Origin of the sequence: Ottowia sp. VDI28, from assembly GCF_049532675.1 — a bacterium.
Classification (GTDB): Bacteria; Pseudomonadota; Gammaproteobacteria; order Burkholderiales; family Burkholderiaceae_C; genus Ottowia.
Genome location: NZ_CP149820.1, coordinates 2,956,466 through 2,971,022, shown reverse-complemented (window position 1 = coordinate 2,971,022; position 14,557 = coordinate 2,956,466). Strand labels below are relative to the sequence as shown.

Sequence of the window (14,557 nt, the reverse complement as noted above, 5' to 3'; positions counted from 1 at the left end):
CCTTCCTTTCAACGAGGGGATTGAGCGGTGATCAGGTCGGCTGCCCGTTCGGCAATCATGATCGTGGGCGCATTGGTGTTACCACCAATCAGTGAAGGCATGACGCTGGCATCCACCACGCGCAAGCCCTGCACTCCGCGCACGCGCAGCATCGGGTCCACCACCGCATCCAGATCTGCCCCCATGCGGCACGTGCCTACGGGGTGATAGATGGTGTCGCAGTGGGCGCGCAGAAAGCGCTCGATGCCGGCATCATCACTAGCATCGGGCTCCGGCAGTAGCGGCGTATGCGCGAAGGGTGCGAGCGCGGGCGCCCTGAGCAGCTCCGCTGTGCGGCGATAGGCCCGAGTAAGCGTAGCCACGTCATCCGGGTGGGTGAGAAAGGCCGGATCGATCAGCGGTGCGTCCCGCGGATCCTTCGAGGCCAGCCTGACGCTGCCCCGGGACTTGGGCCGCAGCACACATGCGTGCAGGCTGAAGCCGTGGCCCGAGTGGCGCTGACGGCCATGGTCATGCACCATGCCCATCACGAAATGCCACTGCGCGTCGGGCCGCTCCAGATGAGACTCCGTGCGGAAGAACCCGCCGCTTTCCGCATAGTTGGTGGTCAGCATGCCTGCTGCATCCCGCTTGTATTGGCCCCATGCGCTCCACAGATTCCTCAGCGCCATGATGCTCAGGCCGAAAAGGCGAGCATCGTGCAGGCGGCGCGTGAGAATGGCATCGGGATGATCCTGGAGGTTGGCCCCCACTTGCGCCCGGTCCGCCACGCACTCGATTCCCAGGCGCTGCAGCGCCATGCCCGGGCCAATGCCCGAAAGCAGCAGCAGTTGCGGGCTGCCGAAACTGCCTGCGCTCAAAATGACCTCGGCGCGCGCGTTCAAGCGCCGCTCCACGCCACCCTCCATGATCTGCACGCCCACCGCACAGCCGTCTTGCAACAGCACGCGCATGGCATGCGCATCGCCAAAAATCCGCAGATTGGAACGCCCACGCACTGGATCGATGTAGGCCCGGGCGGTGTCTGAACGAACGCCCCGCTCCTGCGTGACGTGGTAGAAGCCTACGCCGTCCTGCTCCGCCGCGTTGAAGTCATCATTGCGGGCGTGCCCGCATTGAACGGCAGCCTCCAGTACCAACCGGTTGAAATCGCTGGGCGAGCGCAGGCGCGACACCTTGAGCGGCCCCTCGAAGCCGTGATAGCCCGGATCCGCGCCTTCGATCTGGCAGCCTTCAGCACGCTGGAAGTAAGGCAGCACCTCCTGGTACGACCAGCCACTACAGCCCGCCGCAGCCCAGTCGTCGTAATCAGCGGCGTGGCCGCGGATGTAGCACATGGCATTGATCGCCGAACTGCCGCCCAGCACCTTGCCCCGCGGCTGGTAACCGCGTCGGCCATAGAACCCATCCTGCGGCACTGTCTCGAACGCCCAGTTGAACTTCTTCGTAGGCACGGTGCCGATCAGTCCGGCGGGGATGCTCACCCATTTACTCGGCCCGGCGGGTCCAGCTTCCACCAGCGCCACGCGTACATCCGGCCGGCTGCTCAGGCGGTTGGCCAACACACAGCCCGCCGAGCCTCCCCCAACGATCACATAGTCAAATTCCATTGTTTCGCTCATGGCGTTTCCTGGTGCCATCCTTGCCAAGCTACTGCGGCATCTCAGCCGCATCGACCACCGCGAAATTGCCTGAGAAACGATCCAGCAAACCGAAGAACAACGGCAGCAGCTGGACTTGGCCGTCCAGCATCAGTCTGCCGTTGGCCAGCGCCTGCGCAGGTTGAAGCTGGTGTGCCAGCAGCGCATCCAGCGTGGCACGGCTGGTGGTGACCGTCAGATCCGCCACTGGCGCGATCTCCAGTCTGATGCTGCTGAGCGCGCCGTTGGACAGGCTGCACACCCAATGCTCATGGCTCTCCTGGAAATGCCACCCGATGTCAAAGCGCAGGTCCTTCGCGCGCCCCGCGACCACGCGCATGGCCAACAGATCGAACAGAAGCTCATTGGGTAGGGCTGCCAGCATGGCCGCCCCGGCCTGGCCGGAAGCAGGGGGCGGCCCTACCCTGTACTCCTGAGCACCAAGCAAGTACGCATTGCGCCATGTCGCCGACTCAGCCTGAAAACCCAGTTGCTCCAGTGCCGCGGCGGCGAGTTCGCGCGCGGGCTGATTGGCGGGCTCGGCGTACACCAGGTGCGCCATCACTTCGGCCACCCAGCGAAACTCGCCGCGCTCGAAATCAGCTTGCGCCTTGCCCAACAATGCCTGTGCACCTCCCATATAGGCTACATATTTGCGCGCGCCCTCCACTGGGGGCAGTTTGTTCAAGTTGGCCGGATGCGCGTCGTACCAACTCAGGTAGTGCTGATAAATAGCCTTGACGTTGTGCGACACCGTGCCGTAGTAGCCCCGCGCATGCCAACGCTCGGCCAGACCATCAGGCCATTGCAGCCGCTCGGCGATCTCCGCGGGCTTGCAGCCATGGTTCATCAGGCGCACGGTTTGATCGTGCAGGAAACGGTACATGTCCCGCTGCTCGGCAAGAAAGCGCACGGCGCGCTCGCGGCCCCAGGTGGGCCAATGGTGCTGCGCCAGGATCACCTCGGTACGCGGGCCGTAGCGGTGCAACGCCTCGTTCAGATACTTGGACCAGGCCAGCGAATCGCGCACCTTGGCGCCGCGCAGCGGGCACAGGTTGTGCAAGGTGTGCGTGGCATTCTCAGCCAGATTGAGCGCATTTTCCGACGGAATGAACAGATGCATCTCGGCCGGAGCCTCGGTCTCAGGCGTCAGCTGAAATTCCACCTCCAGCCCATCGATGACCATGCATTCATGCTTTTGGGTGATCTCGCGCGTGGGCGCCAGCAGGCCGGGGCGCCCACGCGGTATGTTCTTGCCCAGGCCTGAATCCACCTGAGCCGCCGGGCCGATCGGCAGCGTGTTGCCGAATTGGAACTGCGCGCGCCGCGCCATGGCCACGCCCGCCATCACATTCTCGGCGACCGCGCTTTGCATGAAACCCGCGGGAGCGATGATCTGCACCCGGCCGGCATCCACGTCATCCTGGCTCACCAGGCCGGTAACACCGCCAAAGTGATCCACATGGCTGTGGCTGTAGATCACCGTGTGGAGCGGACGGTCACCACGGTGCTTGCGGTACAGCGCCAGCGCGGCAGCCGCGGTCTCGGGAACCATCAGGGCATCGAAAGCCATCACACCGTGATCTGTCTCGATGAACGTGATGTTGGCCAGATCGAAACCACGCACCTGAAAAATGCGCTCGGTCACCTGGAATAATCCATGCGCCCGGTTCAGACGCGCCTGCCGCCACAGGATCGGATTGACGGTGTCCGGTGCCTCGGCATCGGCCAGAAATCCATAGGCCGCCAGATTCCAGACCGAACCGCCGTCTGCCCGTTTGATGGCGGCATCGTCCATGCTGCCCATGAAACCCCGCCATGCATCCGCATCGTCCTCGCGGTCTTCCGGTGGCTGCTGCCTCGCCACCAGGCGCTGAAAGCCCGCCGTGGCGGGATGGGCGCAGTTTTGTATTGTGCTCACTGTGAATCTTTCTGCCGTGGCCATGCTTATTGCCAGCGCAGCAACCATCGCTCCAACCGGGCCATGCCCTTGGTCACCACCATGCCCAGGCAGGCCAGCAGGAACAACAGCGCCATGACGCCGTCCATGTTGAAGTTCGATTGCAGATAGGCCAAGGTCTGCCCCAGGCCGTGTTCTGCGGCAATGATCTCGGCCCCCACCACCCCCAGCATGGAGAAGATGAGGCCCAGGCGCAAGCCGGAGAAGATCACTGGCACCGCCGAAGGCAGCGTGACCTTGAAGAAAAGCTGCAGGGGTTTGGCACCCAGGGACCGGCTCAGTGTCAGGAAATCCTGCGGCACGCCCCTGATGCCGGCCACCGTGTTGGCCAGCACGATGAAAAAGCTCAAGCTCGTGCCCATCGCGATCTTGGACGAGAGGCCCAGGCCGAACCAGAGCAGAAACAACGGTGCCAGCGCGAAACGCGGCATCGCATTGATCACCGTGAGGTAGGGATCCAGCGCACGCTCCAGCGGTGGCCATTGAGTGAACGCCAAGCCCAGCGCAATCGCCGCCAGGCTGCCGAGCACGAACGAGATCAACGTACCCGCCACCGTGTAGCCGAGCTCGCGCCACAACTCGCCACCCACCACGAATCCGTGCCACAGGTACAGCACGATCTGGGTGGGCTGGCCGAACAAGGTGCGGTCAAGCCAGCCGGTGCGGGCGCCCCACTCCCACAGGCCGAAGAACGCGATGAGGAACAGCGCGTGGCTCGCGAGCACAGCGCCGCTGCGCGCCCGGGCCGACGCAGCCGTGGTACGTGGGGCTGCGGGCTGGGCTCTCCCAGCCATTGCAGTATTGAGGGACGCACTCATGCCATGGCTCCTTCGGCGTCGGCCTGCGAGAGCTGGATGCCGCGCTCCAGCTGCTCCCAGACCTGCGAGTACAACGAGAGAAATGCCGGATCGCGCTGCAGCTCGCGCACATGGCGCGGACGCGGCAGATCGATGGCCATGTCGGCCACGATGCGGCCTGGCCGAGCGCTCATCACCACCACGCGGTCAGCCAACGCCACCGCTTCGGCCAGATCGTGCGTGATGAACACCACGGTGCGGCGGGTCTGCCCCCAGAGTTCGAGCAACAGGTCCTCAAGTTGGATCTTGGTCTGGGCATCAAGCGCACCGAAGGGCTCGTCCATCAGCAGCACTTCGGATTCCAGACAGAAGCCCCGGGCCAGCGCGCAGCGCTGGCGCATGCCATGCGAAAGCGCCTTCGGGTAGGCGTCGGCAAACTTGCCCAATCCCACGCGCTCCAGCTCTCTGCGGGCTCTGGCAACGCGTTCTGCCTGCGGTACACCGCGCAATTCCATGCCAAAGCACACGTTATCGAGGGCCGTGCGCCAAGGGAACAGGCAATCACGCGCCATGGTGTAGGTCACACGCGGACTACCGGCACGCGGCGGTTCACCGCCAATCGTGATTTCTCCCCGTTGCACCGGCAGCAAACCTGTCAGGTGATTGAGGATGGTGGTCTTGCCGCAGCCGCTCGGCCCCACAATGGCCACGAATTGCCCGGACTCGATCTCCAGGCTCACATGGTCCACCGCCAGCACCGCGCCGCCGAAGTCAACACACAGATCACGTATCGAGATGGCTGCCATCGTGGCTCCCGTTGGTGGCGTGGATAGAGGTTTCAATCATTCGGCGCACCGTCCCAGACCAGATCCTCCACCTTGGGCAGGCTGCTCAATTGCTTGGTCTGCTGCATGTACTGCAGGGTGGCCTGCACCGCGCTGCGCCGCACCATGGCCTGGAAGGTATTGGTTTCCAGGCCCAGCTCCAGCGTCCGCTGTGCGATCACATCACCCTGGGGCATGCTGTCCGTGGGGAAGTAAGAGGCAGAAATACGCAGTACCTCGGCCTTGTTGGCGGGATTCTTCACGAAAGCCTCCGCCTGCTGCGAAATCTTGCGCACGGCCTGGGCAATCTGCGGGCGCGCGGCAATATCGTCAGCGCGCATCACCAAGCCGGCACCGGCGCCATACATGGCCTTGAGCAACGCCGGCTCGGCAGCGCTGGAACCACGGAAAACAACCTTGCAAGCCTTGCTCAACTCACACATGATCCCCGAAGGCTCCCAGCTCACGATGGCGTCCACCTGGCCGGCTCGCAGAGCGGCAAACGCCGTATTGGGTGCACCCACCGCCACATAGGTCACGTCGGTGGCTTGGTGGCCCGCCTGCTGCATCAGCCAGGCAAAGAAGGACTCGGTGGCCGAGCCCCGCGCCACCACGCCAATCTTGCGCCCCTTGAAGTCCTGCATCACTGCGGGATAGCCCTGCGTCTCATGCGGAAGCTTCAGCGAACTGCCCGCATCGATCTGGAAAATGTTGGATACCGCCGAACCCGCCACGGTACGCAGCTTGGCACCGCGCAATGCAGCTGAGGCTACCACTTCGATCGGGGCCAGCGCCACATCGATCGAGTTGCCGATCAGCGCCTGCAAGCCCAGCGGCGCCGCCGGAATGGGCTTGAGTTCGCATGTGATCCCCGCGGAAGTGCACCACCCTTTGCTGCGCGCCACGCGGACCAGCAGATTCCCATGCCCGGGATAGTCCTGAAAGCGCACCACGGGAGGCGCATCGGCCGCCCGGCCCTGCGCAGGCAAGGCTGTGGAAGCAGCCACGGCCAAAGCCGGCAGCCACCGGGTCAGACGGGATCGGATGGTCATGGTGTTCCCCTTGAGTTTCATGGTCAGGCCGTGAGAAGCGAAAAATCAGGCCATGCCCAGGTAGGCGCACAACGCGCCTGTCAGTTCGGTTTCGAAAGCCGGATCGTCCAGATGCAGCGGTCCCGGATTGGTCAACACGGCATTGAGCAGCACCCCTTGCATCATCTGGTGAGCAAAAAGCAATCGCGCCTGGGCCGTGGGTGCACTCCAGCCCGGGTACCGCGCCATGGCCTCCAGCAACGAAGCCCTGCTGCGGTCACGCAGGAGCACCAGCGGCGAACTGGAACGGGCCTCGGGCTCCAGCCGGCGCAGATTGAGCAGCGCGGTGGCATACAGGCCGCGATGCATGCGGAACGAATGCACGCCCAGGTGCACCCATGAGGCGATGAATTGGGCAGGCGCTTCGCGACGGCGCTCCGGCTCGCCGTGAAAGACTTCAGTGCGCTGCAGCATGGTTTGCACCATCAGATCGAGCAGCACATCGAAGTACGCCTCCTTCGTACGAAAGCGTGTGTAGAAAGTACCGATCGAACACCCGATCTCCGCCGCGATGTCCCCCACCTTGACCGCGTCCCAGTCGCGCGCCTCCGTCAGGTGCAGCCCGGCACGTATCAACGCATCCTGCCGCTCGTGCCCGCGCCGCTGCTGGGGTGCATGCACCAGATGCCGGGGCGGCTGCAGCTGGGCCTCAGCCATGGCCATGAGCCTTCTTTAAACATGAACATGAATTCATGTTCATAAATTTAGAGCTTGCATCCCAATGCGCCAATGGGGTTTACCCGCAAGCGATGCCGTGTTCCGAAAGCGTGCGGCACAGAGACTAAGATCACGCCAAGCCTTCAACGCGCCGCCCTATCTTGTCTTCCTCCCGCGATTTCTCCCTGCACCATCCCTTGGCCTTCTGGATCGGTTGCATTGCGATCATCGGCGGCGTGCTCGCGCATGCGCCGATGTTTCTCATGGGCCGCTATACCGGCTACGAAATGGTGGGCATGGAGATGGACACGCCCATGCTGGTGGGCATGGCGATGATTCCGCTGGGCGTGCTGCTCGCGGCATACGGCCTGCTGCCGCGCATCACGCAACTGCGCCGCAGCCTGCACCCCGTTCAGCCGCTGCAGTTTCACCTGGCCGACGGCGTTCCGCTCAACAGCGCGCACTGGAAGCTGGTGATGGTCCTGGTGATCGCGCTCGCGGTGGATGTGCTCAAGCCCGCCACGCTCGGCTTCGTGATGCCGGGCATGACGCACGAATACGGCATCAGCAAGGAAACCGCGGGCGTCCTGGCCCTTGTGGCGCTCACCGGGACCACGGTCGGCTCGATCGTTTGGGGCCGGCTGGCGGATGTGTTCGGGCGGCGCTCCGCGATCCTGTTGTCAGCCCTCATGTTCATCGGCACCGCCATCTGCGGCGCCATGCCGGCCTTTGGCTGGAACCTTGCAATGTGCTTCCTGATGGGCGCCTCCGCCGGCGGGCTGTTGCCCATCGCCTTTACGCTCATGGCTGAAACGGTGCCGGCCGCGCACCGAGGCTGGCTGCTGGTGGCGCTCGGCGGCGTGGGCACTTCGGCCGGTTACCTGCTGGCCGCTGGCGCGGCCGACCTGCTGGTGCCGCTGTACAGTTGGCGGGCGCTGTGGCTGCTGGGGCTGCCCACCGGCCTGCTGATCATCCTGCTCGGGCGCTACATCCCCGAATCACCGCGATTCCTGGCGAACGCGGGGCTTTTCGATGCGGCACGCACCGTGCTGGCGCGTTTCTCGGGCGGCCACACGGCAGGAGCCGACGCGGCTACCGTCGTGGCGGAGCCTGAAGCGCCGCCAGCCCGGCTGAGCACACTGCTGCGCGGCCCGCACGCCCGCATTACCTGGGGCCTGATCGTCGCAGGGCTGGCTTGGGGTTTGGTGAATTTCGGTTTCGTGCTGTGGCTGCCAACCAATCTGGGAGCAATGGGCCTGGATCCAGCAGCGGCCAATGGGTTGCTGGCACGCTCGGCCCTGCTGGCACTACCCGGCACAGCGGCCGTGATCTGGCTCTATCACCGCTGGAGCAGCGTCAAGGCGCTGGTGCTCTTCATCGTGCTCACGGCTGCCGCCCTGCTGCTCTTCACTGCCCTAGGCGCGCTGCGGGTGAACTCTGCCGCCGCCGTGGTGGCCGCGACCGCCCTGCTGCTGATCAGCTCCAGCGGCGTGATCGCCATGCTCATTCCGTACGCGGCTGAAATCTATCCGGTGCAGTTGCGGGGCACGGGCTCAGGCGTCATCGCCGCCAGTTCAAAGGCTGGTGGCATTCTGGGTGCGGGTCTCGGGGTATTGGGCCTGTTCGGTCATCTTTCACTGTCTGCCCTGGCCATTGCTGCCCCCATGGCGATTGCGGCGGTCCTGCTGATGCGCAGCGGCGTTGAAACACGCGGGCGCAGATTGGAAGATATCCAGGCCGAGCTGGCGCAGTAGGGCTTATTTTGTTTTGGGGCGGCCCGGCAACAAAAAGGGCCCCCACGCTTCCCCGCTTCGCGTAGTCCGCTGCCCCCCAAGGGGGTGCTTTTTGTTTTGGGGCGGCCCGGCAACAAAAAGGGCCCCCACGCTTCCCCGCTTCGCGTAGTCCGCTGCCCCCCAAGGGGGTGCTTTTTGTTTTGGGGCGGCCCGGCAACAAAAAAGCCGCCCGAGCCAATCAGCTTGGGCGGCTTGCCTTGAGGCCAGGCAGCTTACTTGCCAGCCTTCTCAGCCTTGCGCTTGGCAGCCTTCGGATCCACGACGGCCTTGAATTTCGCGCCGGGCACGAACTTGGGCACAGTGGATGCAGGGATCTTGAGCGCCGCGCCCGTAGCAGGGTTCTTGCCCGTGCGGGCCGCACGCTTGGCGGACTTGAACGTGCCGAAACCCACCAGCTGCACTGCGTCGCCCTTTTTCACGGCGGTCTGGACGGTCTCGATCAGGGTGTCGAGCACGGCATTGGCAGCCGTTTTGGAGAGTTCGTTCTTGGTAGCCAGGATTTCAACGAGTTCAGCACGATTCATGATGATGCTTCAAATGGATAAATGACCGCCCGTTTATACCTGATAACGATCCTCCTTCCTCAGGAACGCCTTGATTGTTCGTTACAGCACCTTTGAAAGCGTGCTCAAAGTCTCCTTTTCACCCCCTTGCGCCGAGATCATGAACCTATGCTGAAAGCAACAAAGAGCGCCTCCACAAATGCATTCCTTATGCATACGGCATTCATTGCGCTCAATGGCATCATGTAGGGCATGCCTCAGCCCTCCCGATCACTTCCCCTGCCATCTGATGTGCGCGCTGGCGTGGACATCGGCGGCACCAAGGTGGCCGTATGCCTGGCGTCCCCCTCGGATGGGGCGGGCCCACCGCCGCTGCTCGTGCGCATGAGCGAACCCACGGTGAAATCCGGCCAACCCGGCGCGCTTGCCAAACAGGTGCTGAGCATGCTCGATGCGGCCTGTGCCCGGCAAGGCCTCACGCGGGATAAGCTGGCGGCCGTGGGCGTGGCAGCCTGCGGGCCCTTCGTACGGCAAGCCGGCTTGATTGAACTCGCCAATCCCAACATCTGCGGCGGTTTGGCAGGTGCGCCACGCGGCCTCGGCAATGATTGGACCCGCGTACCGCTGGAGGCTCCGCTGGCACACGCACTTGGCCAGCATCGTGTGCGCATTGCCAACGACGCAGTGGCCGCGCTGCATGCCGAGCGGTGCTGGGGCGCGCTGCATGGGCAGCAAGACTGCGCCTATGTGACCTGGAGCACCGGCGTCGGTGTGGGTCTGTGCGTGGACGGGCGGGTACTGGGCGGCAAGAATGGCAATGCCGGCCACGCAGGACACTCTTTCGTGGGCGACATCCCGGGCGAGCCCCCTTTGTGCGGCTGTGGCAATCGGGGCGATGTCGAATCGCTCGTCGCAGGCAACTCGCTTCCATGGCGCCTGGGCCAATCCGCCGCCGAACTGCTCGAGGCCGCCCAGAAAGGCGATCCAACCGCGAAAACCCAGGTACATGTGTTGTGCACCCTCATGGGCCGGCTGCTCTACAACATGGTGGCCATGCTCGACCTTCGCCGCATCAGTCTTGGCGGATCGGTGTTCCTGCACCATGAGGAGTTGCTGCTACCCCTGCTGCGCGTGGAACTGTCACGCTATTTCCCGGTGTTGACCGAGGGCGTGGAACTCGTGTCCGCGGGCCTGGGTGAGGACGTGGGCGACTACGCCGCACTGGCCCTGCTGGATTGACTCTGAAGCATGAGCACCAGAAGCGCTTAATGGCTATTCGCAGTTTCAAGTTCCCCTAAAAAACTTCTCCGCCACCAATGAACGTCGTGGCGGCAAATGCGCTCCAGCAGCTTCTGGTGGCGCGACTGGCGCTCGGGCAAAGGCATGTGCAGCGCAGCCTGAATGATGTCCGCCATGCCTTGGGTATCGTAGGGATTGACCAGCAGCGCCTCTTCAAGCTGTTCAGCCGCGCCCGCGAAACGCGAGAGGACTAGGACGCCGGGGTCTTCAGGATCCTGCGCCACCACAAACTCCTTGGCGACGAGGTTCATGCCATCCCGCAGCGGAGTTACCAACCCCACGCGGGCGGCCCGGCAAAGGCCCGGGACACGCTTGCGCGCCACCGTACGGTGTATGTAGCGCAGAGGCATCCATTCAAGATCACCAAAATCACCATTGATGGCACCGCACAGTCCCTCCAACTCGTGGCGCAGGTGAGCATAGGCCTGAACGTCGTCACGGCTGGGCGATGCAATGAGCATCAATGTGGCCTTGTGATGGTTTTCCGGGTATTGCTCGAGCAAATGGCGGAAAGCCCTCACGCGCTGCGGGATCCCCTTGGAGTAATCCAGCCGATCGATGCCCAACAGCAGCTGGCGACGGGAATACTCGGTGCACAGCGCCTCATAGGTTTGCATAGCCTCCGGTGCGGAAGCCAGCGCCTGGAACTCTTCCACATCGATGCCGATGGGAAATGCCGCTATACGGGTGATGCCGTCAGATGCCTGCAAACGCTGGCCATCCACCTCCTTCGCATCGATTTCGTTGACCATGTAGTGCGTAAAATGAGCGACATCCGCCTTGCTCTGCAGACCCACGAGATCGTAGGCAAAGAACGATCGCATCAGCCCTTGGTGCTGCGGCAGCGCCGCCAGGATAAGCGGCGGCGGCACGGGAATATGCATGAAGAAGCCGATACGCTGCTTGCAGCCCAGGGCGCGCAGTTCCGCGGCCAGGGGAATCAGGTGATAGTCGTGCACCCAGATCACATCGTCCTCCCGCAGGAGCGGCTGCAACTCTCGCGCAAACATCTGGTTCACGCGCCGGTAGCCGGCCAGATAGGCTGGGTTGAAATCAGCAAGGTCCAGGCGGTAGTGGAATACCGGCCACAGCACGCTGTTCGAGTAGCCCAGATAGTAGGCGGCATGGTCTTCAACGCACAGATCCACGGTGGCCAATGTCACCTTGCCCGCGGTGCGTGTTTTCAAGCGGCCCGCGCCAGGAGAGATGCTGCCATCAACAGCGCCGCTCCATCCGAACCATAACCCCCCGTGCGCGCGAGCGCTTCGCCCAGCGCCACGGCCAATCCGCCAGCAGCCGGCTTGCGCGGATCAGCCAGACGGTTGGAAGCCACGACGAGACGGCTCATATCACGCTATCCCACGGCGCCGAAAGCCGCATCGCCGCATTGATGACCCCGACCATCGAATAGGTCTGCGGAAAATTGCCCCACATCTCACCCGTGGTGGCGTGTGTGTCTTCCGACAGCAGCCCCAAAGGGTTTCGCACAGCCAGCATGGCCTCGAAGATGCCGCGCGCCTGTTCGGTCCGGCCAACGCGCGCGAGCGCGTCGATGCGCCAGAAGGTGCAGATGTTGAACGAGGTCTCTGGCTTGCCAAAGTCGTCGGCGGCTTCATACCGGCGCATGTAAGGGCCATCGCACAGGGTCTGCTCCATGGCGTCGAGCGTGCTCACGAAGCGCGGGTCGGCCGGAGCGACCAGGCCCACCTCGGCCATCAGCAACACACTCGCATCCAGCTCGCTGCCGCCAAAGCTTTCAGCGAATGCACCGCGCGCCGGGCTCCAAGCCCGCTCGAGGATCTCGGCTCGCATCCGTTGCGCATGAGCATGCCAGTGTTGGGCACGCTCGGCCAGCCCCAGGACCTTCGCGATCTTGGCCAGCCGATCGCAAGCAGCCCAGCTCATGAGTGCAGAAGAGGTATGGATGCGCGCACGCGTACGCAGCTCCCACATGCCCGCGTCGGGTTGCCCATACACCTGAACAGCCATCGTGCCAATTTGCTCCAGCCGCGCGAACTCGGCGTTGCCCCCAGGGTGCAGCAGGCGCTTGTCATGGAACGACTGCGCGGCCCCCAGCACAATATTGCCGTAGACATCATGCTGGAAGTGTTCGGCCGCCTGGTTACCTACTCGCACCGGCCCCATGCCCCGGTAGCCCGCCATGTGCGGCACGATAACCTCAGGAAGCTCTTGCTCCAGCCCAATGCCATAAAGCGGCTGGATGTGTCCGTCAGCGGCTTTGGCGACCACATTGCCAAGCCAGCGCAGATAATCTTCCATCGTCCCGACCTCCGACAGGCTGTTGAGCGCGCGGACGACGAAGAACGCATCGCGCAGCCAGCAGTAGCGGTAGTCCCAGTTGCGGCCGCTGCTGGCCGACTCGGGAATGCTCGTGGTCATGGCGGCGACGATCGCGCCCGTGTCCTCAAACAATGACATCTTCAGCGTAATGGCCGCGCGGATCACGGCTTCTTGCCATTCCAACGGCAAGTGCAGGCGCTGTGTCCAGCGCTTCCAGTACGAGATGGTCTCCTGCTCGAAATAGCGGGCCGTGTCGGCGATCCCCTCGGCCAACGACTCGTCGGCCCCCAGCAGGAAGCTGTATTCGCGGTGCGCGGTGAAAGGCTCACCTGAGAGTACATAGGTCACCGGCGCATCCGTGTTCAAGCGCAGTGCGAACGCACTGCCTACGTAGCGCACATGGTTGCTGCCACGCGTGATCGCGGGCCGGCACTCTCCCCATTCGTAGAGAACGTCAAGCTGCACGCGCATACGCGGTGAGCCGCAGACAGGCCGCACGCGGCGCACCAGCATGCCGGGCCGGAAAAACCGCGAACGAGCATGAAAGCGCGGCGCGAAATCAGTCACCTCCAAGCAGTTGCCGTGAACATCAGTCAAGCGCGTGCGCAGCACAGCCGTGTTGGGCTCATACCATTGCTCGCTCGCCGCGAAATCTTCCAACTCGATGGCAAAGCTGCTCCCCTCGGTGCCGGGTTGCAGCAAGGCATTGAACACCGGATCCCCATCGAAGCGCGGCATGCAGCACCAGACGATGCGGGCCCGCGCGTCCACCAGCGCGCTGATGGCGCAGTTGCCAACCATGCCCAGCGCGAGTGAAGGTTCTGCCCTCTTTGCGGGTGTATTCATGGATCTCCCTTCTCGGCAAGCGGCGGCGGCCGCCTGGTGAGTGCTTCGGCAGCATCCTGCAGCCAGGAACGAACTTCAGCCGGAGACTCCAGGCGCGCGCGCGCCTGCGTGGGTCCATCGCCTACCTTGACGCCCAAGCCACCCAAGGCCTGTACAGCGGCAAAGCCTGATTCGTCCGTCACGTCATCGCCAATGAACAGGGGCGTACGGCCCGCGAAGGGCGGTTGCCGCATGAAAGCCTCGATCGCACGCCCTTTGCTGGTCCCCTTGACCTTGACCTCCAGCACGCACTTGCCCCGCATCAGTTCGGCTTGTGGTATGTAATGCAAGGTCTGGGTCAAGGCCTGAAGGCAGAGCGCCTCCAACTCGGGAGCTTGGCGAAAATGCAACGCGAGACCGGTGTTCTTGGGCTCCAGAATCAGCTCAGGGTACTGCTCCACCAAAGGCCGCAAGGCCTCCATGACATTCTCAAGAGGAAGAACAAGCGCCAGCCTGCCACTGCTATCGCCTTCGTCATGACCATTCCCCAGGCGGAAATGCGCACCATGTTCACAAGCCAGAGGCAAGCGAAGCGGAAACAGAAAGCGGTCCAAATCCGCCGCGGTCCGGCCGGTGACGATCGCCAAGGCACCTTGCAGGGCCTCGTGCAACGCTCGCAGATCCACGACCATCGCCGGCTGCACCCGCACTGCTTGCGGGTGCTCGGCAATATCGGCAAGAGTACCGTCGAAATCGAGGAACAAGGCGTGCCGATGTGTGGGCAAGGGCAAAGACATCTCGGCCCACTTTAGCAAGGATCAAGCCCTGGCGTTGTAGGTGAATGCCTCATACCCGGCAAATTCACCC

At 63.6% G+C, this 14,557-nt stretch carries 11 protein-coding genes and 1 pseudogene; 2 read left to right on the top strand and 10 right to left on the bottom strand.

Translation table 11 applies throughout. The features are described from left to right. Positions 1–8: 8 nt before the first annotated feature. The 6 genes from WJU18_RS14200 to WJU18_RS14175 are packed head-to-tail and all read right to left on the bottom strand — an operon-like array spanning position 9 to position 6,969. Complete coding sequence (locus WJU18_RS14200; RefSeq protein ID WP_423460670.1) at positions 9–1,622, bottom strand: GMC family oxidoreductase; 1,614 nt, start codon at positions 1,620–1,622, stop codon at positions 9–11. A 28-nt stretch (positions 1,623–1,650) separates the two neighbouring features. Continuing rightward, positions 1,651–3,561, bottom strand: a complete 1,911-nt coding sequence (locus WJU18_RS14195) for an alkyl/aryl-sulfatase (protein ID WP_423460669.1) — start codon at positions 3,559–3,561, stop codon at positions 1,651–1,653. Positions 3,562–3,587: 26 nt separating this feature from the next. Further along, positions 3,588–4,418 carry an ABC transporter permease gene (locus tag WJU18_RS14190; protein ID WP_423460668.1) on the bottom strand — a complete coding sequence of 277 codons (831 nt, stop codon included), beginning with the start codon at positions 4,416–4,418 and terminating at the stop codon, positions 3,588–3,590. Continuing rightward, positions 4,415–5,203, bottom strand: coding sequence for an ABC transporter ATP-binding protein (locus tag WJU18_RS14185; protein ID WP_423460667.1), 789 nt, complete (start codon positions 5,201–5,203; stop codon positions 4,415–4,417). Before WJU18_RS14185 ends, WJU18_RS14190 begins: the two co-directional genes overlap by 4 nt. A 32-nt stretch (positions 5,204–5,235) precedes the next feature. Continuing rightward, positions 5,236–6,273 (bottom strand): ABC transporter substrate-binding protein, encoded by a 1,038-nt coding sequence (locus WJU18_RS14180; RefSeq protein ID WP_423460666.1) that lies wholly within the window; start codon positions 6,271–6,273, stop codon positions 5,236–5,238. Between the two features lie 45 nt (positions 6,274–6,318). Further along, on the bottom strand, positions 6,319–6,969 hold the full coding sequence (locus WJU18_RS14175) for a TetR/AcrR family transcriptional regulator (protein WP_423460665.1): 651 nt from the start codon (positions 6,967–6,969) through the stop codon (positions 6,319–6,321). A 161-nt stretch (positions 6,970–7,130) separates the two neighbouring features. Here WJU18_RS14175 and WJU18_RS14170 point away from each other — a divergent pair, with 161 nt between their 5' ends. Beyond that, a complete protein-coding gene (locus WJU18_RS14170) occupies positions 7,131–8,723 on the top strand; it encodes an MFS transporter (protein ID WP_423460664.1) in 1,593 nt (530 codons plus the stop codon). A 251-nt stretch (positions 8,724–8,974) separates the two neighbouring features. On the opposite strand, the gene WJU18_RS14165 is transcribed toward WJU18_RS14170, so the two are convergent. After that, the gene (locus WJU18_RS14165; RefSeq protein WP_423460663.1) at positions 8,975–9,286 is read right to left on the bottom strand and encodes an HU family DNA-binding protein; all 312 of its coding nucleotides are present in this window, start codon (positions 9,284–9,286) and stop codon (positions 8,975–8,977) included. A 270-nt stretch (positions 9,287–9,556) separates the two neighbouring features. On the opposite strand from WJU18_RS14165, the gene WJU18_RS14160 reads away from it, so the two are divergent. Then, a complete protein-coding gene (locus tag WJU18_RS14160; protein WP_423460997.1) occupies positions 9,557–10,504 on the top strand; it encodes an ROK family protein in 948 nt (315 codons plus the stop codon). A gap of 26 nt (positions 10,505–10,530) precedes the next feature. Here the strand turns inward: WJU18_RS14160 and WJU18_RS14155 are convergent. The 3 genes and pseudogenes from WJU18_RS14155 to otsB form a co-directional block, all read right to left on the bottom strand. Further along, positions 10,531–11,912 (bottom strand): annotated as a pseudogene (locus WJU18_RS14155) (alpha,alpha-trehalose-phosphate synthase (UDP-forming)). Next, positions 11,909–13,711, bottom strand: a complete 1,803-nt coding sequence (locus WJU18_RS14150) for a glycoside hydrolase family 15 protein (RefSeq protein ID WP_423460662.1) — start codon at positions 13,709–13,711, stop codon at positions 11,909–11,911. Before WJU18_RS14150 ends, WJU18_RS14155 begins: the two are co-directional and overlap by 4 nt. Continuing rightward, entirely contained in the window at positions 13,708–14,487 is a 780-nt protein-coding gene (gene otsB, locus WJU18_RS14145) for a trehalose-phosphatase (RefSeq protein ID WP_423460661.1), read from the bottom strand. Before otsB ends, WJU18_RS14150 begins: the two co-directional genes overlap by 4 nt. Between the last annotated feature and the right edge of the window lie 70 nt (positions 14,488–14,557).